The following is a 23,753-nucleotide window of genomic DNA, read 5'->3' on the forward strand; positions in this document are numbered from 1 at the left end:
GAGCGTTCATCCGCAATTTACGATTGTGAACGGATCAATGCCCAGCTGTTCCAGCGCTGCGGTAGACTTGGCCACGGCGTCCAGATCCGAGTGCTTGTCCCTGACAATCAGAAGCATCTGATCGACCAGCGGCAAAATCCGCCCGACGACGGCCCGGCGCGAGGCCGGCGGCGCAACCAGTATGGCGATGTCGTAATGCTCCCACAGCCAGTTGGTGGTATCCACGACCCCGCTCTGGTTGAACAGGTCCAGAGGCGGTACGGAATCGGCGGCCGGGAAGACAAAGTCCACTCCATCCGCCAGATGGTTCAGGATCGTCTCGCGTTTCATCACGGCGACGTCGCCAAAGAGCTCTGCAAGTGTGCGCTCAGAGCGGTCTCCGGGCGCGATCTTTATACTCCGCTCGTTCTTGCTGTCGCCAAGATCGATTAGGAGAACCCGGTTGCCGTCATTTGCTGCGGTGATCGCCAGGCATGCCGCGAGAAATCCGTGATCGTCATTCTCGTCGGTTGCAGTGAGGCCCAGAACCAGACATTCGGTGTCCGAGAACCGGTTGTCCATCACCGACAGGATGTGCCGGGCGGCTTCGGCGGCCACGCTGGGGCGGCGCCGGCGCGTGATCTGCGCCACCAGTCGCTCAAGACTTCGCCGGTGGCGACCCGGTACAGCGGGAAACCGGATCGTGTATCGCAATCCCGCTTCCAGCAGAGACGACCGGCCAAGAAAGATCCTCCGGTCCATCGACTCGCGAAACAGGGCGGCCACGAAGCTCAGTGCCAAACCGCTCACGAAGCTGGCGGCAAGCAGGGTGTTCCGGTTCGGGCGGCTTGGGCGCTTGGGAACCTGGGCGACCGATATTTGCCGCGCCAATGGCGTCGTCAGCGCCATTTGAGCCCGCAGCTCGGACACCTTGTTCGACATGAAAGCGTGCCGGTTGTAGAGATCCTCCAACTGCCGTTCGAGGGTTTTTCGCGTCTGCTCTGCGTTTGAGCGCCGGGCCAGAGCCGCGTTCAGATCGTCGATCTGTCCCTCGACCGTGGCAATCCGGTCCGAGGTTTGGCCGGTTTCCTTGAGGTATTCCAGGCGCACCTGCGCCCTTTGCAGGTCCGACAACAATTGCCGACGCACCAGAGTATCATCGAGGTCGTTCAGGCGGATCAGATCCGACAATCTGACTTCGGTGGTTGCGATTTCGGTGTCCAGAGACGTCAACTCATTCTGAACCAGACCCATCGACCTCAGAATGCTCTGCAGTTGCAGGGCAAGCGTCTGGTCGATGTATGTCTGCACGATTTCGTTTGCGATCAACGCAGCCCGGGCCGGATCGGTATCGTTGACCTGAATGCCCAGCCCCAGGCTTTGCCAGAACCGGCTGATGGCGTAGTTTTCCAGCAATTTTGTCGTTGCCGCATCAAAGGTGGTGTCCTGCTCGCCGATTGTGTCGGTTTCGGGAGAGAGGTACCCGGGATCCTCATCCAGCGAGAGATTTCTGACGATTTCTTCCGCAAAGTCCCGCGATCTGAGAACCTCGATTTCGGTCAGGATGTAGGAGAAGGAAACATCGCGTCTGCCTGAGGCCAGGGCGTCATATCCGACATTGGCGCGCCGGCTTTCGAAAACCAGTGCTGTGGTTGCGGTATACTCGCGTTCAGCCGTCTGCACGACCAGGTAACCCATTGACATCGAGATGACCAGGATCGAGACGATCAGGATCGCGTTGCGCTTCAAAATCGCCCTCAGCCCGGAAAACCCAGCTCTCTCCACCAGATCCTCGATGGAAGGTTTCAAGTTTTTTCCAGCGTGCTTCACGATGTTGAAACGGTCGGGGTTACTTGTTGTCACAACAAAACAGCCTTCAACGCACGAACTTTCGATCACGGTGGCCAGCAGGGCTTGGGCGTGGCGCAGGTGCCGGCGGCATCTCAACGGGTATCATGAAACGGGATGTCCGCATATCCGCCATTCTCAGCTGGGGTGTGCGCTGCCCTGCAGCGCCGGGGTTTGACTTGCGACATTCGGCATGGGTTGCATCCATGTCTCATGCCAGCACCCGAACATCATCGCCGACCACAGATGAGCGCCCCAGTTTCGTTCGCCCGACAAATGCTCGTTCCAGCGCTGGCGCAGCTCGGAAGGATCGAAATACCGGTTCAGGCCGCTGTCGCCTTCGAACATGGCCGCCGCCCGGTCCTTGAGCGGGCCCCGCAGCCAATCATTGACCGGGATGCCAAACCCTTGTTTGGGTCTGTCGAACAGGGATGTCGGCAGCCGTTTCTCCAACAGGCGGTGCAGCGCGACTTTGCCCCGCTTTCCGTCAAATCGCAGGGAGGCCGGAGAGCGCCACGCCGCCGAAACCACACGGTGATCCAGAAGAGGCGCCCGGGCCTCAAGCCCTACGGACATCGAGGCGCGATCCACCTTCACCAGAATGTCTTCGGGCAGGTAGATCAGGGAATCCAGCAGCATCATCTCATCAGCGCGGCCAAGGTTGCCGGGCAGCACTTGCGACAGAAACGCGCTACGCTCGTTTACCTTACCGGAAAGCACATCCTCAGGGTCCCACAGCGAACAGAAGCTGTCATACCGTTGGCGAAATTCCCGGTGCGATATGATCGAGGCCAGTTTGCTGAGCCGGTCGGCGGATAACTCCCCGCGCAGGCGTCCGGGCGCGAAGGGATGAAGAACGGTTGTCAGTACGTTCACCAGACCGATTGGCGCATTGGCGAGTGTCCGCGCCAGCCCGCGCGGCATTTTTCGGCCCAGCTTTTCAAAGAGCATCATTCTCGGATACCGGGCGTACCCGCCAAAGGACTCGTCCCCACCATCCCCCGACATGGCCACCTTCAGATGCGACCGCGCCAGTTGCGATACCAGCAGGGTCGGGACCTGCGACGGATCGGCGAACGGTTCGTCATAGACATGAGGCAGCTGATCCATCAGATCGAGCGCCATTTTAGGTGTCGCCGTGACCTCATGATGGTCGGTTCCGATGTGCCGGGCGATGGCTGCCGCAAAGTCCGCTTCGTTCGTGGCCTCGTCATCGAACCGCACTGTGAAGCTGGTTACCGGAGTGTCGGACAGCGACTGCATTATCGTCGCGACCAGGGTCGAGTCGATGCCGCCGGATAGGAAGGTGCCGACAGGCACATCGGCGATCATGCGTTCGGCGACGGCAACAGTCAGAGCATCCTCGATTGCGTTCAGCGCGGTTTGATCATCCCGGTATGGTGACGCAAGACCATTGGCGGCGACGTCCTCACAGCTCCAGAACCGTCTGCTTGAATGCGCAAGCTGCTCGGCGGATGCCGGGGGCCGGGACAGGTCGACCTCAAGAAACGTGCCAGCGGTCAGTTTCACCACCCCGCGATAGATCGTGCGCGGGGCGGGAATGTAGCCATAGCGGACGAATTGCCCAAGCGCTTCCTGATCCACCTCGGCAACGGCAAAGTCATCATGTGTCCGCAGCGCTTTCAGTTCTGACCCGAAGAACAGCGTGCCGTTCTGCAGACCCAGATACAGAGGTTTCTTGCCCAGCCGGTCGCGGGCAAAGATCATGTGGTTGGTTTGCCGATCCAGGATCGCAAAGGCGTACATGCCGTTGAGGCGTTCCAAAGCCGCCTGCACGCCCCATGTTTCCAGTGCAGCCAGTAGTACCTCGGTATCCGAAGTGCCCCGAAACGAGATGCCCTTTGCCAGAAGTTCCTGACGGATAGACAGGTAACCGTAGATCTCGCCATTGAAGATGGCGCAGAAACGCCCCCCCGGCGACTCCATGGGCTGGTTTCCGGTCTCGGACAAATCCACGATGGACAGCCGGCGATGCCCCAGCGCGACGCCGCGATCGGCATCGACGAACAACCCCTCTCCGTCGGGACCGCGATGACGGATGCTGTCGCACATTGCCCTGAGAGTGACTGTTGCCTGTCGTTTTTCAAACGGCGCAAAGGTCGTAAAGCCAGCGAAACCACACATGCGTCACCCTCTCATTCAGCGTTTACGGACATCCAGGCACCGGCGCCCGACCGATCTCCGGTCAGCACCGCTTCATAGGCATTGGCGATCTTCGGAAGCGCATAGTTGCGCGCAATCTGATTTCGCGCCTGAAGGCTCTTGTCCCGGTATTTTGAGGCTGGCCATTTGGCGACGTTCACCATCGCCGCTGCCAGCGCCTTGGGGTCGCGGGGCGGTACGATGTACCCGCAGTCATCGACGATCAAAGCAGAATCTCCGACATCCGTGCTGACAACCGGGCGCCCGTGGCACATGGCTTCGGCAATGACGTTGGGAAATCCTTCGGTCCGCGACGATAAGACCAGCACATCGATCTCTTCATAAAACGGGTCGATGTCCAACAGATCGCCACACAGGTGGACCTGATCGGTGGTCAGCCCGTTTTTTTCAATCAGAGCCAGCAGTTCGTGATTGTCGGCTGTCACTTTGTCCCCGGCCGCCATGAAGCGAAGATCGGGGACCTCGCGGGATGCCATGCCGGCGGCGGCAAGAAAGGTCGAGTAGTCCTTTTGCGGATGAAACCGTGCAGCAAGCCCAAAAACACGCGCCGGGCCTTGCCGCGTGTTCTGGCCGTCCGGAACATCAAACCCGTTCGGGATGACAAAGGACTTGTTGTCCTTAAAGCCGTACTTGGCGTGCTGCAGCCGGGCGCGGTCCGAGTTGTAGATGATGCCGGCGCTGGCGCGCGACAGTTTGCTGGACAGTGTAACGGCTGCACGGGTGCTGGTTGTCAGTGCCGCAGGGTCGTCCAAGGCCTGACGGACGGTCCAGAAGACCGGCGTTCTGGTGAGCGAGACCGCCGCGGCCGCCAGTCCGATGACCATCGGGTGGTACATCCAGCACAGGACCGTGTCCGGCCTGTGCTGGCGGATCAGGCCTGCCAGACCCACAACGGCCCGCGGTAGGGCGCGTAGCGAGCGGGCTTGCAGCGCGTGGTAGATGACGTTCGGATTGTTCGCCTGATCCACGTTGCGATCAGAAACGCCCACCAGCGAAACCACAACCGCCGGTTCTCCTGAGTGAGCCAACAGCCGAGCCAGCATAGTCTGGGCGCCGCCCTGCGATCCGAAATCGGTGACGACATGCATGATCATCGCGCGCGCACCATTCTCTGCCGCCCAGCAGGCGTGAGGTTCCCGTTGTTGCCAGCGAGAGTTGTGCGGGGCCGAGCAGGCAGGGTCTGCGGCACTCGAGTTGGTTGGGCGAGGCGCAAGTGAAAGCAACGGGTCAGACCGTGGATGCATCTCGCAAATGGCGCGGAAGTCTTGATGAGCGGTCTCAAAACAGAGCTCACATCGAAAACAAATACTTTTGAAGACTTAATCACAATCCAGTCCACAACTTACTAATCCAATCAAGCACAAGCCGATCAGAAGTCACAAAACACGAGCTGCGCCGGCACTACCCCTCCAGACGCATTGATTTCCAATCGGCTTTAATCAAATTCCGATTCGATACAGTTCATATAGAATCAACTTGTATGGAATCGTAATTTATTGCAAGTTTTGCAGCATGAATGAGTTTTAAGGTTCCTTGATGGCTATGTCGGGGTGGGTTGTTTTGTGACTAATATGGGTGGCGGGGCCGTCTTTCGGCGCCGTTTTGCTTCTTTTGCCAGCTTCGGTTGGACGAAGCTGCTGATACTGGAACATGCTGTGGATCGGCACGTCCGGTGCTTCCTTCTGAGATACGGATGTTTGTTTGGCTGCGGTTCGCAGCTTGGGTTGTCGAGAGTGCGCGTCGCTCGGCGGTCGGGACGTGGGGTGTCTGGGACTCGACTGACAAGATTTTGATTGTCCGGCCCGACACCACGCGCAGAGGGAAGTTCTGAGGGGGCAAGGGTTTATTTATAAGATCTGCTGCCACATCTTGGACGGTGTAGTGGTTTGAAGACTGACTTTTAGTCTGGTGATTTGTGAATGTCGGTATTGGAAAAACTTGAGAAAACAAACCAAACCCGTGGGGACGATCGTATCGGGTTGAGCGGTATCTGGCACTTGGTGCGCCGGCATATCGTTCTGGTGCTTGTGATTACAGCAGCCTGCGTGGCTGCGACATTTGCCGTCGTGTCCGAGATGGAGCCGCACTACAAATCCCGTTCGACCGTCGTGATGGCGTTACAGGACACCCGGGTGCGGGCAACGGATGTGCAGCTTGAGTCCTTTGAGCTGTCGCGCGTCGTCATTGAAACTGAACTCGACGTTCTCAAATCCCGCGAATTCGCCGCCGAAGTTACGACGGTTCTTTCCCTGTTTGACGATCCGGGATTCGCGGGTGTGATAGACCCTGATCGGCCGGAACCGGAGGTGGCGCGGCGCGAGCGGGTCATCGACAAGATGCTGAGCTTATACAGTGTATCCCGACACGGCGAGAGCTTGGCCATCGAAATTACCGCGACATCGGTGGATCCGGCGCTGGCGGCAGACATCGCAAACACTGTTGCCGAAATCTACATTCTGAAGTCCATGCTCAAGCGCCGGGAAGGGATCACTCAGTCGATTGAATTCCTGCGCACGCGCGTCGAGGAATTGGGTGAAGAGCTGTCGCAATCCGAGCTGGAACTGGCCGCCGATATTCGCGAGAACAATCTGGATGACCAGAACCTTCCGATCCGCCTGCGCGCGGATGTTGAGCGCCTTACGTCCATCTATGAAGTCGTCCGAGACGATCCGGCCTCGGCCGAAGAGGCGCCGCTGATCGCAAAAGAGCTTGAGGAGGCGCAAGCGGCCCTGCACGCGCGTACGCGGGCCGAACTGGCGCTGATGCGCAAGGAGCGTTCTCTAGAGTTGTTGCGGGCGCGTTATCAGACGTCCATCGAAAAGCTCAACGAGCTGGAAACGCAGTTGCAATTCGTAGGGCAGGGCGCGCGTCAGGTGTCTGTCGCCCGCGTTCCGGTCGACCCTTATTGGCCCAATCCCAGGCTGGCCGTTGCGGCAAGTGCCGCCGCTGGGTTCACGCTGGCATTCATCATCGCCTATCTGACCGAAAACATGAACACCCGGGTCTGGAGCGAGAACCAGATCCTGCGAGTCACGGGTCTGGTAAACTACGGATTTCTGCCGCGCATCAAGAAACGCGGGCTGTTTCCCCGGCGGCATGAACCACTGTGGTTTCTTGAAAATAATCCGAATTCGTCTTTCGCCGAAGCGTTGCACAGTTTCCTGACCCTTTGGTTCAACGTGGGAAGTGCGGGCAAGGTCATGATGGTTACGTCAGGACTTCCGAACGAGGGGAAATCCACGGTGGCGGTTTCCCTTGCAGCGGCTGCGGCCCGGGACGGGATGAAAGTCCTTGTGTTGGATTTCGACAGTCACCGTCGCGGCGCGATGAAGCTGTTCGGCGTCGAGCAAACGGCCCTTTCCGTGGAAGAGGTGCTTGCCGGTGATGGCGCATCCGAACCCGTGAATGTCGAAGGCGAGGCCATGGAGGGCATTACCCTGCTGAGCCTCAAAACAAGATCGAAATCGCCGTTGCCTGCTTTGAAGACGGCGCTTGCCGAATTGAAAGAAGGCTTGCTGGGCTATTACGATCTTATCCTTGTGGATACGCCGCCTGTTCTGATCGTCGATGACGCGTGCAGATTGGGGCCGCTGATTGACCGAACGCTACTTGTGGTTCGCTGGGGGAACACGACTGAGGCGGTCCTGAGAGACGCGACGGAGAAGCTTTCGATGAACGGGATCGAGGTTTCGGCAACACTGGTAAATGACGTCGATACCCGCAAGCACCGCAGGTACGGATATGGTGGCTATGCGCATTATTATTCATATGGCACATCGGATTACTCCTGATCCGCAGCGCGCAAACCGGAGGGTCTGGCTTGTGCGAAACGGTGTGTTGGCGTGATCTCCCGACTGGCATCCGGGTTCAGAAATGAGCCGGTGGCGCAGCGTTTGCTGCGCAATCTGAAGTGGATTTTTTCCTCTCAGGTGGCCGTCGCGCTATTAGGCATGATCTATCTGGCGTTCGGAGCCCGGGCGCTGGGGGCGGCAGGTCTTGGTATGCTGGCGCTGGTGGAATCCTACGGCCGCATCATTGAACGTCTGATCCATCTGGAACCGTGGCAGGCCGTTATCCGAAACGGAAGCGAAGCCCTGGAGGCTGATAATGACGGGCGCTTCGGGCGCCTTGTCGGGTTGTCGGTACTGCTGGACCTCTTCGGAGGTGTTCTGGCCGCCAGTGTTGCACTGCTGCTGGTGCCGGTCGCGGCCCCTTGGTTCGGATTCGATGCGTCGCAGTATTGGCTGTTGATTGCGGCGGCAGCGGCGGCGCTGATCTCATTGCGAGCGACCGGGTTGGCATTGTTGCGGTTGTATGACCGCTTCGATTTGCTGGCCAAGATCGACACCGCTGTTGCCGGTCTTCGGGCTGCCTTGGCGGTGGGTATTTGGGCTGCAGGATTTGGGTTGGCCGGGTTTGTCGCGATTTACGTGATTGTCAGCCTATTGAACGGAACGGCGGCATTGATTGCTGGCATCCGGGAGATGCGCCGCCGCAACCAACAGGTTCGGATTGGTGCGGTGCGCGAGGCGCTGAACGAGAACCCGGGGTTACTGCGCCTGATGTGGAACAGTAATCTGGCCGTCATTTTGCGCCAGACCTCACAACGATTTGACGTCATCATCCTGGCGGCTTTGGTTCCGGCCGCCTCGGTCGGTTACTATCATGTCGCTCGGCGGTGTGGTGATGTGGCGCTCAGGCTCGGCCGTCCGATCAGTCAGGCCATTTACCCTGAGCTGACACGCTTTGCAGCCCGAGGGGAACTGGCCCGTATCGGCCGGGTTGTGCGTGGTGTCAGCCTGGGGTTTGCTGCGGTAATGATCGTCGTGCTTGCGCCGGTTATCTGGCAGCTAGAACCCATCGTTACGACGATCTTCGGCGACACGTTTGCGCCCGCCGTGCCGGTTGTGGCGATCCAAGCGGTGGCGGTCGGATTTTACATGTGCGGGATCGTCATGAACCCCGCGTTGCTGAGCCTTGATCAAGACCGTGTCATGGTGCGAATCGGCGCCACGTCCACCGTGCTTTTCTTTGTTCTGGTTGTGCCCATGGTCAAATTGTTTGGAGTGGCCGGCGGCGCCGGTACACATTTGATCTGTAATGCGATCTGGTTGATCTTATGTGTTGTTATACTTCGCAAGAGTTTGCGTCAGACCGTTGTTGCCAAGGAGGTGTCGAGTTGAGAGACCTGAGTTTGGCAATATCAAGTTTTTGGAGGAACGTCCTTTGAGCTTCACCAATGTCATGAGAGTTGGGCTGCTTTTTGTGCTCGGGCTGATGTCTGCCGCGCATGCAGACAGCTATCTTTTGGTTCCCCAGGACCGGGTTGTCGTCCGCGCGATGAGGTGGGATCCCACATCGACCACGTACCTGAGATGGGACGGTATCTCGGGCGAATACACGGTTGCGCAGGACGGGACATTGGCCGTGCCATTGATCGGGCAGATCGAAGCGCAAGGCAAGAACACCGGCGATCTGTCCCGGATGCTCGAGATACGTTTGCGCCGCCAGACCGGCATGGCGGAGCCGCCGCAGATCGCGCTTGAGGTGATAGATCACCTCCCCGTCTATGTTCTAGGCGATGTCGCGGGCCCGGGTGCATATCCCTTCCGGCCGGGTCTGACCGCGCAGCAGGCTCTGGCCTTGGCGGGCGGGCCGCTGCGGCCGCCGGTCCAGTTCAACAACGGAACCGATCTGCAGCCGCTGCGCCTCGGCGGGGAAATCCGCCTGCTCAATGAACAAATTGAGGACTTGCAGCAGGAAAAGCGCCGCCTTGTTGCCGATCTGGACGCGGTTTCTTCGCAGGGCGCCGCTGGGTCAGCACAGGTACCTTCTGGTTTGGAGGGGGAAATCTTGATTGCCGCTCAAAATGCGCGGAGCGGCCAAGAAGAGAGTATTCGTGAGCTGAAATCGGTGCTGACCGAAAAGATCGCGAGCCTTGCGGCCCAACTTGAGCTGCTGGAAGAGCGGATCGCACTGACCAAGAAGGATTTGGACAACGTGACGTCGCTTAAGGAAAAGGGCCTGACAGTGAACACGAGGGTCACAGCCCTGACGAACGCGCTGAACAACCTCGAAGCCGAGCGGCTGAATCTGGATATCGCGCAGCTGACCGCGCGGCAGCAGCTGAACCGGGCAGAGCGGGATGGGCTGGCCTTGCTCGATACCGCCCGATCCAACGCGTTGGTTCGCCTTAATACAGTGGAGCAAGAACTGACCACCCTGCAGACGCGTCTTGCCACGGCCCGGCTCCTTCACTCCGAGGTGGTGGCGGCAGGGCTGACGACCGACACCGAACCCAGCGGGGAGGCGGTGATCCGGTATGCGGTCACACGCGGAGACGATGCGGTGACGACCCAGATTGATGCCAAAACAAAGCTGCAAGCGGGCGATACTCTGGACGTGACCCGAGAGCTCGTTCTGGAACCGTTGTCCGGCCAGACCGCTGGGAATTGAAGCCATGCCTTTGCCCCCGGACCAGAATGTGGACTTCCTTATAATCGGCGCCGCGAAATGCGCCACGACTTGGCTGCAGCGCTCTCTGGAACAGAACCCGGCGATACATATGCCGGGCCCCGAGTTGCACTATTTCTCGCGGGAGTATCACCGCGGGTCTCACTGGTTTCGCGATCAGTTCGACCCGAATGATGCCACCCGTCTTATCGGGGAAAAGTCCAACTCATATCTGACCCAGCCCGAAGCAGCGGGTCGCATTGCGCGGGACTGTCCCGGAGTGAAGCTGATCTTGCAGATGCGCGACCCGGTGCAGCGTGCCTATTCCGACTATTGCATGTTGTTCCGGCGGGGTGAGGTCTCGGGCGATATTCGCCGCTATCTGGATCCCGACATCGCCGCCGAAGAACGGTTTCTGAACGACGGCCGCTACGCCCATCACCTGCGCCGCTTCTACGACCTGTTCCCGTCCGAGGACATTCTGCTGCTGGCGTATGAGGATATCCGCACCGCGCCGCAGGACCAGCTGAGCAAGGTCAGCCGGCATGTGGGCTTTGGCGAGGAACTGAGCCCACCTGTTCAGCAGCGGGTCAAGGACAAGGAAGCACCGGTTGTCCCCCGTGGCCTGCGCCAGGTGTTGGCGCCGTTCCGGCCTGTTCTGGATCCGATCCGTCATAGTTGGCCGCTGCGCACCCTGCGTGGTGCGGTTGCGCGCAAGGTTGCGTATCCCCCGTTACCCACTGACATTGCAGAGAAAATGACGGATTTCTACCTGAAGGATGTGGAGCAGCTGAGGGCGTACAACCCAGAGGTTTGTCGACCATGGACCAAGCTGCAGACCGAGGGTGCAATCGAATCGGGCGCGGGCGCAGGATTTGATTCGACGCAGGTTGCCGTAGGGGCAGGTGCGGTTGTCAGCGGTGGCTCCGGCAACACATGAAGTTGTGATCTGCCAAAGGTAACCAGGTTGCTGGGTGATAGTTCATAACTATTTGAATAATAATAGTAAAATCGCCAAATTTGCATCTTGGCGTGATTGTGTCTGAAGGTGGACATTTTTTTGAAAAATCAATTTTGATCTGACAAGCAATATGTTACCGTTAATCCGAAGTTAACGGATTTCTTTTGGTTGTTTCTCCCGTCGCTTCGAAGACGGGATGTGTGTGAGGGGGTAAAAGTTGGCGCGAGCAGTTTTTGATGTATTCGCGCAAAGGGGGAAAGTCAGAAGCAAGATCAGGTAGCTGATTGTCGGCGCGATGCGCTCGGCAATTTGTTTGCTCTTATATGTCATAATAACCGGCTTTTGCCGGGCGGATATTTTTTGAGCGAGTAGTCGGGGGCCTAATAGAGACGCTGGAGCGTTCACCTATGCATGAGTATGAGTATTGTCCATCCGGGGAGTCATCCCGGAAAAAGGAAATTAATTTACCGCAGAACGATTTGCTGAAATTCAATTCTTGGCAAAAACAAGTCATTGCGGAAATTCGCGCCAATCACCGTTTGGTGTTTGGCGACGTATTGGCAGCTGTGGTTACAGTCTGTCTCGCCGTTCTTCTTGCCAATGGCGGGTCTGTCCCCGCTGAATTGTCGCCAGCCTTGCTGCCGCTGGCGCTGTTGTCCGGTTTGGCCGGTCTGATCGCCTTTCCCGTGTCCGGGGTCTATCGTCGGCACACCCGCTCAACCTCGCTGCGCGACGTCGCTCACATTCTCGTTGGGGCGGTTCTTTCCGTTGTCCTGCTGGCGCTCATGGCCTCGGTGTTGACTGTCACCGCGCAAGTGCCCCTGCCGGTTTACGTCATCCAGTTTCTGTTGGCTGTCCCCGCTCTGAGCGCGCTGCGGGTTGTGGCGCGCAGCCGTGAGTTGGCGCGTCAGAATAAGCGTCTGATGGCGCAGCATGCCGACAAGATCCCCGTGCTGCTGGTCGGAACCGGCGCAAGCTGCGACCTGTTTGTGCGCTCGCTGCGCAACACTGGGTCCAAGTACCAGCCGGTCGGCATCATCGACGACGCGCGTAACACGCAGGGCCTGTATTTCCACGACGTGCAGATCATCGGGTCGCTACTGGACCCCGACTGCCTGATCGCACGGCTCAAGCATTGCAACATGCTGCCGCAGCGCCTGTTCCTGACCGAACCGGTGACCCATTTCGAAAGCGACGGCATTCGCAAGTTGATCAGCTGGTCCGAGGCGCATGGCATCGCCGTATCGCGTCTGGCCGGGCTTGAGGAACTGGGTACCGAGGCCGACGCCGACAAGTCGAGCCTGCGCACGGTCAAGCCCGAGGATATTCTGGACCGTCCACAAAAAGCGGTCGAGCGCTCGATGCTGCGCGAACTGTTCCAGGGCCGCCGCGTGCTGGTGACCGGAGCCGGTGGCTCGATCGGCAGCGAACTGACCCGTCAGATCGCATCCTTTGATCCCGCCGAGCTGGTGATGATCGATAACTGCGAGTTCAACGCCTATTCCATCGACATGGACCTGAGCCAGAACTTCCCGGATGTCGCGCGCCGCATGTATGTGGCCAGCATCCGCGACGCTGCCCGGGTCAATGCGATCTTCGAGCGCCATCGCCCCGAACTGGTGTTTAATGCCGCCGCGCTGAAACATGTGCCTCTGGTCGAACTGAACCCCTGCGAGGGCGTGCTGACCAATGTGATCGGCACCCGTAACGTGGCGGATGCTGCCCGCAACGTCGGCGCCATCGCCATGGTGCAGGTGTCGACCGACAAGGCGGTCAACACCACCAACGTGATGGGCGCGACCAAGCGCGTGGCCGAGTTCTATGTCCAGGCACAAGACCGGATCACCAATGAGACCGAAGAAATGACCCGTTTCTTCTCGGTCCGGTTCGGAAATGTTCTGGGCTCGTCCGGTTCGCTTATCCCGCTGTTCCAGCGGCAGATTTCCAAGGGCGGGCCGCTGACTGTGACCGACCGCAAGATGGAACGGTATTTCATGACCATCCGCGAAGCGGTGCAGTTGACGCTGGTTGCGGCAGCCAGTGGCCTGACGCTGGACACCAGCCATGGCGAGATTTTTGTCCTCGACATGGGCCGTCCGGTCAAGATCGTCGATCTGGCCGAGCGGATGATCCGGCTGGCGGGTCTCACGCCTTACGAAGACATCGACATCAAGTTCATCGGCAGCCGCCCCGGCGAGAAACTGTTCGAAGAGCTGTTTGATGCATCAGAAGAGCGGCGTGAATGCGGCATTCCCGGTGTCAGTTCGGCGCGGCCCGACGGAGTGGCAATTGCGCGTCTGCGCGCCACAATCCTCAAGCTCGAGCAGGCCGCGGCGGTGGGTGACGAACTGTCGGTCAAGCGTCTGCTCAAGGATCTGGTGCCGGGTTATGGCATCAACGGGCTGCGTTCGGTCGATGTGTCGGATTCAATTAAGAAGCCGGTGCTGACTGCGACGGATCTTTTGCCGAAGAACGATATTCCTGCGGTGGATGCGGGCGCGGAACAACCGCGGCTGAGCGCCGGACGGTAATTTCGTCTGGATATGAGTTTTGGTTGGGCGTCAGCGCCCGACCGGTTGAGAGTTTAAGTTTAAGGGCCCTTAAGGGCGAATGTTTGAATGACGGTGCGCAGTTTTTCCAAACCTGTTGATACCCCGCCCAGCCCTCGGTCGCGGGTGGTGCGGTTTCTTGGCGCGGGCGTCATCAACACCGCATTCGGCTACAGCGTGTTTGCAGCGCTGGTGTTTCTGGGTGCGCATCCGCAGGTTGCTCTCATCGTGCAGTTCGTGATCGGTGTGATCTGGAACTACTGGATTCATGGCCGTTATGTCTTTGGTGTGCGTGGATACGCCCGGCTGCCGCTCTACGCGCTCTCCTACGTCATCATCTATTTTGCGAATGCCTTTCTGCTGCGTGCATTCATGGTCGCCGGCCTGAATGCCTATCTGGCGCAGGCGGTGGCGCTCGGGCCGGTGGTGATTCTGTCTTACGTGATGATCTCTCATGCTTTGGGTGTTCGGCCCGGAGCGAAGGGGGATGAGCGGCTATGAGCGCGACCGATATCCGCGACGCTGTGCAGGAGGACGAGCACGGCATGAAACAGCACCTGACCTTGCGCATGATCCGCGTCGGTGCGGTGGCATTGATGCTGGGCCTGTTGGCGGCGGCGATCTATGGCCGGATGATGAGCTTCGGTCTGCGCCGGGACGAGATGATGTTTGTGACCCCGGCGGAACTGCTGGGGCAGTGGCAGCTTTATCGCGACTTCTTCTACAATCATGTGCCCAATTCCGCTTGGTTCTTCCGGGGCTTCCATCTGCTGTTCGAAGATCAAGGCCTGCTGGGTTCGGCCCGGCTGGGTGTGTTCTTTGCCTGGCTTCTATTGGTCAGCGGTCTGGGGTGGGTCACCTATCGGATTTCGCACTCGGTCGTCTTGGGCCTGTTCTTTCCGGTGGCGCTTATGGCGTGCGAGCCGCTGTTGACGCAGGCCGGTATGGCGGCGACCAACAACCTGCTGCCGCTGCCGTTTGCTGTACTTGGGCTGGGTTTGTTCATTTCTGAGACGCTGGGAAATCGTCCGCGCAAGATAATGCTCGTGATCGCAGGAATTTGTCTGTCCATCGCGGCGGGCATGAAGGTCAGCGCCATCATGTTCATTCCGCCGATTGCAATCGGGGCCTTTTTCCTGCCCCGCGAGATGTCGAGCGAGTACCGCATCAACAAGGTGGTGGTGCCGTTGGTCCTGGGCGGGCTGATCGGTGCGGTGCCGCTGTTCTGGTATCTGGGGGCCGATCCGCAGTTGTTCTTGGCCCATGTGGTCAAGTTCCACACCGGCCCGCATGTGGAATACTGGCAGGCCAACGCCGCCTTCGAGCCCGGGCTTGCGATGGGACTGGCGGGCAAGGTGCAGTTGGCCTATGGCGCATGGTTGTCCGGCGTCGGCCTGGTCATGACCATGGTTCTGTTCTTCCTGATCTGGGTGGCCCTGCGCGATACCAGCTCGGGCGACGTGCTGGAGGAGTCGTATCGGGGTCAGATCCTCGTGGTACTGGGCGTGCTGGCTCTGACTGCCGGGATGAGCTTGGTGCCCACACCCGGCTTCCCGCAATACTACATTCAGCCGCTGGTCTGCCTGCCCATCCTGTGCGCCATAGTTTATCGCCGCCTGCTGCATGTTCACCGCCGCGAGGTCATGCCGATCTTTGGTGCCGGTCTGCTTGTCTTGGTACTGCTCGGATTGCCGCGTCTGGCGCCCGGACTGCTCGCACTGACCGAGCCCGGCAAGTTTACCACCGCCAAGGTTGCTCGGGGCGGTGAGGCCCTGCGTCAGGTTCTGGCAGAGAACGGCAATTCCGTTGGGCCGGTTGCAACCCTCTTTCCGCTTTATCCGCTTGAAGCCGGGTTGCCGGTTTACGGTGAATTCGCGACAGGGCCGTTCGCCTATCGCATCGCGCCCTTTACCAACCCGGTGCTGGCCAATGAATACCAGATGGTGGGCGAGGACGGTTTGACCGCGCTCTTCGATACCAATCCCCCGTCCGCATTCCTGTTGGGTTACGACCTGGTGCTTGAAGCCCCGCTGCAGCGCTATGCGGAGGCAAACGGGTATCAGCCTGTCGAGGTCGCTGGGCTGAAAAACCGCTACGGTCAGGGGATCGTGTACATGAAAAACCCGGAGGTGTCGCAATGATCGGCACAGCGGGCAACGAGATCTCGAAGGAAGGGAGAGGGATTGGGCTGACCGAGCAGGTGGTCTGATTTCATGTGTGTTCTTTTTTGTTATTAGTAAGTTAGAGGAAGGAAAGACAATGAAAACGGTACTTTTGGCTGGTGGACTGGGTTCACGGCTGGCCGAAGAAACGGTCTCCATCCCCAAGCCGATGGTAGAAGTCGGCGGGCGCCCGATCATTGCCCGCGTGATGGATATCTACAGCCATTTCGGCCATCGCGATTTTGTCGTGGCCGCCGGATACAAGGCGCTGCTGCTCAAGCAGTTCTTTGCCAACTATCACCTGATTGCGAACAATATCTCGGTGTCGCTGGACACCGGTGAGCTCAAGCTGGTGCCGACCGCCCCGGGCGGCTGGAACGTATCCGTTGTGGATACCGGTGCGCATACCATGACCAGTGGCCGCATCCGGCGCCTGAAAGAGTGGCTCGATCCCGGCGAGACCTTCATGTGCACCTATTCCGACGGTCTTGGCAATATCGACATCAACGCGCTGATCGAGTTCCACAAGTCGCATGGCAAGCTGGCCACCGTCACCGCGGTGCAGCCGCCTGCGCGCTTTGGCAATATCGAACTGAAGGGCGACCGGGTCGATGCCTTTACTGAAAAGGTGCGCAAGCGCGAAACCTGGATCAACGGCGGGTTCTTCGTATTTGAGCCCGGCGTCATGGACTACATGGTCGACGACATGGAGCCGCTGGAGCAGTCGCCGCTGACCCAGATGGCCCGCGATGGTGAGTTGATGGCGTTCAAGCACGCCGGATTCTGGCATCCGATGGACACTATCCGTGATCGTGCCACGCTGAACGGGCTGTGCGATGAAGAAACGCCGCCCTGGATGAACTTCGACGATGAAGCGCCGGCAAGCTATCCGGCTTTGGCGATCTGAGGTGAACATGGCTGGTCAGGTTGATCCCATCTTCGGCGGTATTTTTTCGGGCCGCCGCGTCCTTGTCACCGGGCATAGCGGGTTCAAGGGTGGTTGGCTGTCGGTTTGGCTGTACCGGCTGGGCGCGCAGTTGACCGGTGTGTCGCTGCCGCCCGAGAAGGGGCCGTCGTTTTATGAGGCCTGTGGCTTGCCGGTGATCATGGACAGCCGCTTTGCCGATATCCGCGACCCTGTCGCCTTGCAAAAGGCGGTAGCGGATGTCGATGCCGAGGTGGTGTTTCACATGGCGGCTCAACCTTTGGTGCGGCGCTCCTACCGGGAGCCGGCCGAGACCTTTGCCACAAACGTGTCAGGCACGGCCCACGTGCTGGATGCGGCGCTGAAGATGAAGTCGCTCAAGGCTGTCGTCGTTGTCACCAGTGATAAGTGCTACGACAACAAAGAGTGGACTTGGGGCTATCGCGAAAACGATCCCATGGGGGGCAGGGATCCCTACAGCGCCTCGAAGGGCTGTACCGAGTTGGTCGCTCAGGCCTATCAGCACTCGTTCTTCGGCGATCCGCAGGGGCCACAGCTGGCCACGGTGCGCGCGGGCAACGTGTTCGGCGGCGGCGACTGGGGCGAGGACCGGCTGGTGCCGGATATCGTGCGCTCGGCTGAGGCGGGCAAACCTCTGCATATCCGCAGCCCGTTCAGCGTGCGTCCCTGGCAGCATGTGCTGGAGCCGATTTCCGGCTATCTGGGGCTGGCTGCAAAGCTGTTGGACAAAGGCCAGCCGTTTGCCGGGCCTTGGAACTTTGGGCCGGACGTGTCCGGCACGGTCAATGTGCGCAATCTGGCGATGATGATGCAGCATTCCTGGGGCGCTGGAGCGCCGGAATTCACGTTCCACCACACCGGCGACGGCCCGCCCGACGGGATGCACGAAGCCGGCATTCTGCGGCTGGACAGCACCAAGGCGCAGACCCGGCTGGGCTGGCGCCCGCAATTGGACCTGCCCGAGGCGATCCAGTTGACGGTGGACTGGTATCGGTCACATGCCGCCGGTGAGGCCATGGCCGGGATCACCGATGCCCAGATCGGCCATTACAGCAACCTGATGTCATCGGACATGTTCGACCGGGCCACGGTCGCCGCGCAGTAAAGGCGCGGGTTTATTGAGGAGAAGAATTATATGCGAGTAAATTACGGTCAGACCGTTCACGGCCAGGAAGAGATCGACGCCGTGGTCGAGGTGCTCAAGACCTCGACACAGATGGGGCCGAAGGTCCGGGAGATGCAGGAAAAGGTCTCGGCGCTTTTTGCCAAGAACCATGGCATCATGGTCAACTCCGGTTCGTCGGCCAATTATCTGGCGGTCGAGATTCTGGATCTGCCCAAGGGCAGCGAAGTCATTACTCCGGCACTCACGTTTGCCACCACCGTTGCGCCGCTGGTCCGGCAGGGGCTGATCCCGGTTTTTGTGGATGCTGCCCCCGGCACCTACAATATCGATGTGGACGCGATCGAGCGGATGATTACCCCCAACACATCCGCTGTGATGATCCCATCGCTGATCGGCAACCTGCCGGACTGGCGGCGCATTCGTGAACTGGCCGATGCCCATGGACTAAAGGTGATCGAGGACAGCGCCGACACGCTGGGCGCAACCATCGACGGGACCAGCACCGGGGTCTACTCCGACGTTTCGACCACCAGCTTCTATGGCAGCCACGTGATCAACGGGGCGGGCAATGGCGGCATGTTGTGTGTCAACGACGATGAGCTGGCCCGCAAGGCGCTGCTGTTGCGCTCGTGGGGCCGCAGCTCGTCGCTGTTCGTGGAATCCGAGGCCATCGAAAATCGCTTCAACGTCAAACTGGATGACATTGAATACGATGCCAAATTCCTGTTTGAGGATTTGGGTTACAACGTCGAACCCTCCGAGATCAGCGCCGCCTTTGGGTTGGTACAGCTGGGCAAGCTGGACAACAACATCCGCGTGCGCGAGGAGAGCTTTGACGCGCATCGCGCCTTCTTTGCCCGTTACGAAGACTGGTTCATCCTGCCCGAGCAGTTGCCCGGATCGCGGACCGGCTGGCTTGCCTTTCCGCTGACTTTGCGGCCCGGCGCGCCGTTCACCCGGCGGCAGATGCAAATCTTCCTTGAAACTGCGGACATCCAGACCCGCCCCGTCTTTACCGGCAACATCCTGCGGCAACCGGCGATGAAGGACGTCGAATACCGTGCGGACCCGGCCGGCTATCCCGTTGCCGATGCCGTAATGCGTGGCGGTATCCTGCTGGCCTGTCATCACGGGCTGACACAGGCGCATATCGATTACATGCACGGCAAGTTTGACGAGTTCGCCACGCAACATCAAAAGGAGCTGGCATCATGAACCAGCAGTTCATCAGACCATCGGTACGGACAACTTGCCGGGCGTGCAGCTCGGACAACCTGATGCTGGTATTGCCGATGGGTGATCATCCCCCGGCGAATATGTTTGTGCGCGCGGATGAGCGCGAGCAGCCGCAACCGGCATTCCCGCTGAACACGCAGGCCTGTCTGGATTGCGGCCTGATTCAGGTCGCCGACCAGGTGCCACCGGATTTCTTCACCGATTACCTGTATGTCCCCTCGGGGGCGGCGACAATGCACACGCATTTCGCCGGTCTGGCACAGGTTTGCGTGGACCGGGCAGATGGAGGCCTGATCGTCGATATCGGATGCAATGACGGGCTGATGCTCTCCCATGCCAACAGTCTCGGCGGAAAGACCCTCGGCATCGACCCTGCCGCCAATCTGGCACGGATCGCAGCTGAGCGTGGGGTCAGGGTTCACACAGACTTTTTCAACCCCAAGACGGCACGCGAGGTGCGTGAGGCGGAAGGCCCGGCCAAGGTCATCACCACCACCAACACCTTCAACCATATCGACGACCTCCATGGTTTTGCCGAAGGCGTTCTGGCGCTGCTCGAAGATGACGGTGTCTTTATCATCGAAGTGCCATGGGGCAAGGCGATCCTTGAGACCAATGAGTTCGACAACGTCTATCACGAGCATCTGTCCGAGCTGAGCCTGCTGTCGATTGTGCGGCTAGGCGAGGCCGTTGGGCTGGACGTGGTCGATGTGACCAAGTTGCCGGTTCATGGCGGGTCGATGCGGGTCTTCATGCAGCCTGCGGCGCTGAAACAGTCGCCTGCTCCGATCGTCGCATCGATGCTGGAAGAAGAGAAAGCGGCTGGCATGACACGCCGTGAAAGCTATGAGTCCTTTGCGGGCCGTGTGCAGGAACTGGGCGACACGCTGACCCGCATGCTGTCCGAGATCAAGGCAAGCGGCAAGACGGTTGCGGGCTATGGTGCGCCGGCCAAGGGCAATACGCTGCTCAACTATTTCAACATCGGGCCGGATACTCTTGATTTCCTTGTCGATCGCAATCCGCTCAAGCAAGGACTTTACTCGCCGGGAATGATGATCCCTGTTCTTTCACCGGACGCTGTCGAAGAACACAAGCCGGATTACCTGCTGGTGCTGGCCTGGAACTTCTTCGACGAGATCCGCGAGCAGATGGCGGATTTCGAGGCCCGGGGTGGCAAGTTCATCGTGCCTCTGCCGATGCCGGTGGTCATTCCCTGAGGGAGCAACGATGGCACGCGTACTGATAACCGGAGCGACCGGATTTATCGGATCACATCTGGCCCGGGCCTGTCTGGCCCGGGGCGATGAGGTTTCGGTTATCGCGCGGCCTGCCTCATCGCTGGTTCGGTTGGCGGATGTGTCGGGCCACATCGCCGTGCATCGCCTGGATTTGGCCGAGGCTGATCGCTTGCGCACCTGTCTGGCACAGACGCGCCCCGAGATCATCCTTCATGCCGGTGCCAGAACCCGCTTTCCGGCGCAGAAGGACCTGACGGACCTGGCGGATAGCGTGGAGGAAAACCTGTCAGCGCTGATCGCGCTGCTCTCTGCTGCTGCTTTTGCCGACGTTCCGCCCCGCGTTTTTGTTCGCACCGGATCGATTGCCGAGTATGGCGATATCGAAACGCCCTATGTGGAAACCGCCCGGGAATCGCCGCGGAATGCGTATGGCGCGTCTATTCTGGCGGGGACTCAGTACATGGCCATGGCGCGCCCTAGGTTGCCATTTCAGGCGGTTACCGCCCGGTTGGCGCTGACCTATGGTCCCGACCAATCGAGTGATTTCCTTATTCCAAAATTGATTGAAGATTTTCTTGATGAAAAACCGGTGACGATCCACCGGCCCCATGACCGGCGTGATTTGATCCATGTCGACGATGTGGTCCGTGCCCTGCTGCTGATTGCCGACGATCCGGTGTCTGCCAGAGCGGTGATCAATGTCGGTACGGGTGACGCCCCCAAAATGGCCGAGGTCGCCCGGATGCTGGTCGCGATGACCGGCGCCCGGCGCGAGCTGGCGAGCTTTGGCACGCCAGCCGATCCACCGGTAGTGTTGAATTGTGATCCGGGAAAGGTGAAGGCGACGCTTGGGTGGTCGCCGCAGATTTTGCTTCCCGAAGGTCTCGAAAGGACAGTGCAATGGGCAAGACAATCCCGGACTCCCCACAGCCAGCCGGTAGCGATGGGGCAGGGCGCATGACCACTGTTTCCATCCTCATCCCCGCGCTGAATGAAGAGGACAATGTCCGCAATGCGTATGAGCGGGTTATGGCCGTCTTCGATGGCCTGCGGGACTATGAACCCGAGATCATCTTTACCGACAACCACTCGGACGACCGGACCTTTGAGATTCTGTCCGAGATCGCAAAGGATGACAGCCGTGTACGTGTGATCCGCTTTTCCCGCAACATGGGGTATCAGTCCTCGGTGCTGACGGCTTATCGCTCGGCCACCGGCGCCTGCGCGATACAGATCGACTGTGATTTGCAGGACCCGCCCGAGTTGATCCCGCAAATGCTGGATACCTGGCGGCAGGGCTATCATGTGGTCTATGGCATCCGGCGCAGCCTGCCGGACGGCCCCATCGTCGCAGCCGCGCGGCGCGGGTTCTACGCGCTGATCGACATGATCAGCAACGACGATTTGCCCCGTAATGCGGGCGAGTTCCGTCTGACCGACCGGCGCATTCTGGATGAACTGCGCCGTGTCGATGACCGCTCGCCTTATGTGCGGGGTTTGATCAGCGGCATGGGGTTCAACCAGATCGGGTTCGAATATGACCGCGACGCACGCACGGCAGGGGAATCCAAATTCCCGTTCAAGGCCATGCTGTCGCTGGCGGTGGACGGGCTGATCAACCACTCGTTGCTGCCGCTGCGGCTTGCCTCGATGATCAGCCTGACCGTTGGGCTGGTGACCTTCCTTCTGATGATGGGATACATCATCGGCAAGGTGGTCTTTGGTCAGGACTGGCCCGACGGTTTCGCCACCACCACCATCCTGCTGCTGCTCTCGATGACGCTGAACGCGATGTTCCTGGGCATACTTGGCGAATATATCGGGCGGATCTTCTTGCAGTCCAAGGATCTGAACAAGCCCATGATCGAACATGAGCTGAACCGCCCCAAAGACGAGCCTGAATTGCATGACCAAGCCAGTTCAGCGCAGCCGGGAAATGCAACGGTCTCCAAGCGGGTCATCAATCAGGCGGCGGAGTAGCACGGCTTGAAGGTGCTGCTTGTGCAGGGTGGGTTCGGCGCCGGTGGGGCCGAGAAGGTCGTCGCCATGATCGCCGCCCATCGGGCCGGGCGCGGGGATGATGTGCACATCGCGGGCATGACGATGCCCGAGGGTGGTTCCTATTTTTCCTATCCTGAAGCGGTGACGCTGCATCCAATGCAGAGCGGCGCGTTGCCCAGACGGCGCGTGCAATGGAACCGGCTAAGGCACATCCGTCAGGTGATCAAGAAAGTGCGCCCCGATGTGGTGGTATCCTTCCTGACCAAGATCAACACACTCACTCTAGCGGCGACCCTCGATAGCCGCATCCCTGTCGTCATCTCCGAGCGGAACAACCCCCGGGCCCAGAACGCGCATCCGGTTTGGCGGCAGGCCCAGCATCTACTGGCGCGCCGGGCGCGGGCGATCGTCATGCAGACGGACCGGGCGCGTGAGGATTTGCCCGCAGGTCTGCGCGGACGGGCCGAGGTCATCGCAAACCCCTGCGCCCCGTTCCCGGGTGTCGAGGAAGGTCTTGGCCGCAATGGCAGTCAGCTTGTGGCAGTTGGACGGCTCGACCGGCAAAAAGGGTTCGATATCCTCATCGACGCCATGACGGACATTCGGGACCGGGTGCCCGATGCGCATCTTACCATCTATGGCGAGGGGTCCGAACGCCAGGCCTTGGAAGATCAGCGCGACAGGCTTGGTTTGACGGATGTCGTTTCCCTGCCCGGCTCCAGCAACAAGCCCGGCGACTGGATGAAGGGTGCGGACATCCTTGTTTTTCCGTCGCGTTTCGAAGGTTTTCCAAATGTTGTCGCCGAAGCGACCGTCAGCGGTTTGCCGGTTGTGTCCGCCGATTGCGCCTACGGCCCGCGCGAGTTGATCCGTCAGGAAGAAAATGGCCTCTTGGTGCCCTCCGAGGACGCAAAGGCGCTGTCGGCAGCGGTGGTGCGCCTGTCGCAAGATCCGGAGTTGCGGGCCAGAATGCGCGAATCCGCAGAGCGCAATCGCCTGTGGCTGGCGCCGAAATACGTTTTGGGGGAATGGGACCGGGTGATTGACGGCACCCAGTTCGGGTGACC

The 23,753-nt window shown here is 59.6% G+C and carries 17 protein-coding genes; 14 read left to right on the forward strand and 3 right to left on the reverse strand.

The window, feature by feature from the left end:
• Positions 1 to 6: 6 nt before the first annotated feature.
• The 3 genes from AB3N21_RS04860 to AB3N21_RS04870 all read right to left on the reverse strand — a co-directional run bounded on the left by AB3N21_RS04860 (position 7) and on the right by AB3N21_RS04870 (position 5,099).
• On the reverse strand, positions 7 to 1,788 hold the full coding sequence (locus tag AB3N21_RS04860; protein WP_367934147.1) for a GumC family protein: 1,782 nt from the start codon (positions 1,786 to 1,788) through the stop codon (positions 7 to 9).
• Between the two features lie 177 nt (positions 1,789 to 1,965).
• Positions 1,966 to 3,972 carry an asparagine synthase (glutamine-hydrolyzing) gene (asnB, locus tag AB3N21_RS04865; protein ID WP_367934148.1) on the reverse strand — a complete coding sequence of 669 codons (2,007 nt, stop codon included), beginning with the start codon at positions 3,970 to 3,972 and terminating at the stop codon, positions 1,966 to 1,968.
• A gap of 11 nt (positions 3,973 to 3,983) precedes the next feature.
• Positions 3,984 to 5,099, reverse strand: coding sequence for a glycosyltransferase (locus tag AB3N21_RS04870; protein ID WP_367934149.1), 1,116 nt, complete (start codon positions 5,097 to 5,099; stop codon positions 3,984 to 3,986).
• A gap of 933 nt (positions 5,100 to 6,032) precedes the next feature.
• Between AB3N21_RS04870 and AB3N21_RS04875 the strand changes: the two genes are divergently transcribed.
• From AB3N21_RS04875 to AB3N21_RS04940, 14 genes are all read left to right on the forward strand, one after another.
• Positions 6,033 to 7,802, forward strand: coding sequence for a GumC family protein (locus AB3N21_RS04875; protein ID WP_367934150.1), 1,770 nt, complete (start codon positions 6,033 to 6,035; stop codon positions 7,800 to 7,802).
• A 51-nt stretch (positions 7,803 to 7,853) separates the two neighbouring features.
• On the forward strand, positions 7,854 to 9,194 hold the full coding sequence (locus tag AB3N21_RS04880) for a lipopolysaccharide biosynthesis protein (RefSeq protein ID WP_367934151.1): 1,341 nt from the start codon (positions 7,854 to 7,856) through the stop codon (positions 9,192 to 9,194).
• A 43-nt stretch (positions 9,195 to 9,237) separates the two neighbouring features.
• Positions 9,238 to 10,467 carry a polysaccharide biosynthesis/export family protein gene (locus AB3N21_RS04885; RefSeq protein ID WP_367934152.1) on the forward strand — a complete coding sequence of 410 codons (1,230 nt, stop codon included), beginning with the start codon at positions 9,238 to 9,240 and terminating at the stop codon, positions 10,465 to 10,467.
• 28 nt (positions 10,468 to 10,495) lie between these two features.
• Positions 10,496 to 11,404 (forward strand): sulfotransferase, encoded by a 909-nt coding sequence (locus AB3N21_RS04890; protein ID WP_367934153.1) that lies wholly within the window; start codon positions 10,496 to 10,498, stop codon positions 11,402 to 11,404.
• Between the two features lie 644 nt (positions 11,405 to 12,048).
• Positions 12,049 to 13,956: a polysaccharide biosynthesis protein gene (locus AB3N21_RS04895; protein ID WP_367934154.1), complete on the forward strand. Its 1,908-nt coding sequence runs from the start codon at positions 12,049 to 12,051 to the stop codon at positions 13,954 to 13,956.
• 87 nt (positions 13,957 to 14,043) lie between these two features.
• Complete coding sequence (locus tag AB3N21_RS04900; protein ID WP_367934155.1) at positions 14,044 to 14,475, forward strand: GtrA family protein; 432 nt, start codon at positions 14,044 to 14,046, stop codon at positions 14,473 to 14,475.
• Positions 14,472 to 16,115 carry a hypothetical protein gene (locus tag AB3N21_RS04905; protein ID WP_367934156.1) on the forward strand — a complete coding sequence of 548 codons (1,644 nt, stop codon included), beginning with the start codon at positions 14,472 to 14,474 and terminating at the stop codon, positions 16,113 to 16,115. Before AB3N21_RS04900 ends, AB3N21_RS04905 begins: the two co-directional genes overlap by 4 nt.
• A 118-nt stretch (positions 16,116 to 16,233) precedes the next feature.
• A complete protein-coding gene (rfbF, locus tag AB3N21_RS04910; protein ID WP_171173148.1) occupies positions 16,234 to 17,043 on the forward strand; it encodes a glucose-1-phosphate cytidylyltransferase in 810 nt (269 codons plus the stop codon).
• Positions 17,044 to 17,050: 7 nt separating this feature from the next.
• Positions 17,051 to 18,187, forward strand: a complete 1,137-nt coding sequence (gene rfbG, locus AB3N21_RS04915) for a CDP-glucose 4,6-dehydratase (protein WP_367934157.1) — start codon at positions 17,051 to 17,053, stop codon at positions 18,185 to 18,187.
• A 30-nt stretch (positions 18,188 to 18,217) separates the two neighbouring features.
• The gene (locus tag AB3N21_RS04920; protein WP_367934158.1) at positions 18,218 to 19,423 is read left to right on the forward strand and encodes a DegT/DnrJ/EryC1/StrS family aminotransferase; all 1,206 of its coding nucleotides are present in this window, start codon (positions 18,218 to 18,220) and stop codon (positions 19,421 to 19,423) included.
• Complete coding sequence (locus tag AB3N21_RS04925) at positions 19,420 to 20,664, forward strand: class I SAM-dependent methyltransferase (RefSeq protein ID WP_367934159.1); 1,245 nt, start codon at positions 19,420 to 19,422, stop codon at positions 20,662 to 20,664. Before AB3N21_RS04920 ends, AB3N21_RS04925 begins: the two co-directional genes overlap by 4 nt.
• Before the next feature lie 10 nt (positions 20,665 to 20,674).
• On the forward strand, positions 20,675 to 21,646 hold the full coding sequence (locus AB3N21_RS04930) for an NAD-dependent epimerase/dehydratase family protein (RefSeq protein ID WP_367934160.1): 972 nt from the start codon (positions 20,675 to 20,677) through the stop codon (positions 21,644 to 21,646).
• Positions 21,643 to 22,665, forward strand: coding sequence for a glycosyltransferase family 2 protein (locus AB3N21_RS04935; protein ID WP_367934161.1), 1,023 nt, complete (start codon positions 21,643 to 21,645; stop codon positions 22,663 to 22,665). The genes AB3N21_RS04930 and AB3N21_RS04935 overlap by 4 nt, the downstream gene beginning before the upstream one ends.
• A 12-nt stretch (positions 22,666 to 22,677) precedes the next feature.
• Positions 22,678 to 23,751: a glycosyltransferase family 4 protein gene (locus AB3N21_RS04940; protein WP_367934491.1), complete on the forward strand. Its 1,074-nt coding sequence runs from the start codon at positions 22,678 to 22,680 to the stop codon at positions 23,749 to 23,751.
• Positions 23,752 to 23,753 lie beyond the last annotated feature (2 nt).

Source organism: Ruegeria sp. (assembly GCF_040830605.1).
Classification (GTDB): domain Bacteria; phylum Pseudomonadota; class Alphaproteobacteria; order Rhodobacterales; family Rhodobacteraceae; genus Ruegeria.

Excerpts from the sequence above, each read along its gene's own strand:
- rfbG (WP_367934157.1), top strand. The coding sequence starts at position 17,051 with ATGGCTGGTCAGGTTGATCCCATCTTCGGCGGTATTTTTTCGGGCCGC.
- AB3N21_RS04905 (WP_367934156.1), top strand. The coding sequence starts at position 14,472 with ATGAGCGCGACCGATATCCGCGACGCTGTGCAGGAGGACGAGCACGGC.
- AB3N21_RS04900 (WP_367934155.1), top strand. The coding sequence starts at position 14,044 with ATGACGGTGCGCAGTTTTTCCAAACCTGTTGATACCCCGCCCAGCCCT.
- AB3N21_RS04870 (WP_367934149.1), bottom strand. The coding sequence starts at position 5,099 with ATGCATGTCGTCACCGATTTCGGATCGCAGGGCGGCGCCCAGACTATG.
- AB3N21_RS04930 (WP_367934160.1), top strand. The coding sequence starts at position 20,675 with ATGGCACGCGTACTGATAACCGGAGCGACCGGATTTATCGGATCACAT.
- AB3N21_RS04920 (WP_367934158.1), top strand. The coding sequence starts at position 18,218 with ATGCGAGTAAATTACGGTCAGACCGTTCACGGCCAGGAAGAGATCGAC.
- asnB (WP_367934148.1), bottom strand. The coding sequence starts at position 3,972 with ATGTGTGGTTTCGCTGGCTTTACGACCTTTGCGCCGTTTGAAAAACGA.
- AB3N21_RS04935 (WP_367934161.1), top strand. The coding sequence starts at position 21,643 with ATGACCACTGTTTCCATCCTCATCCCCGCGCTGAATGAAGAGGACAAT.
- rfbF (WP_171173148.1), top strand. The coding sequence starts at position 16,234 with ATGAAAACGGTACTTTTGGCTGGTGGACTGGGTTCACGGCTGGCCGAA.
- AB3N21_RS04925 (WP_367934159.1), top strand. The coding sequence starts at position 19,420 with ATGAACCAGCAGTTCATCAGACCATCGGTACGGACAACTTGCCGGGCG.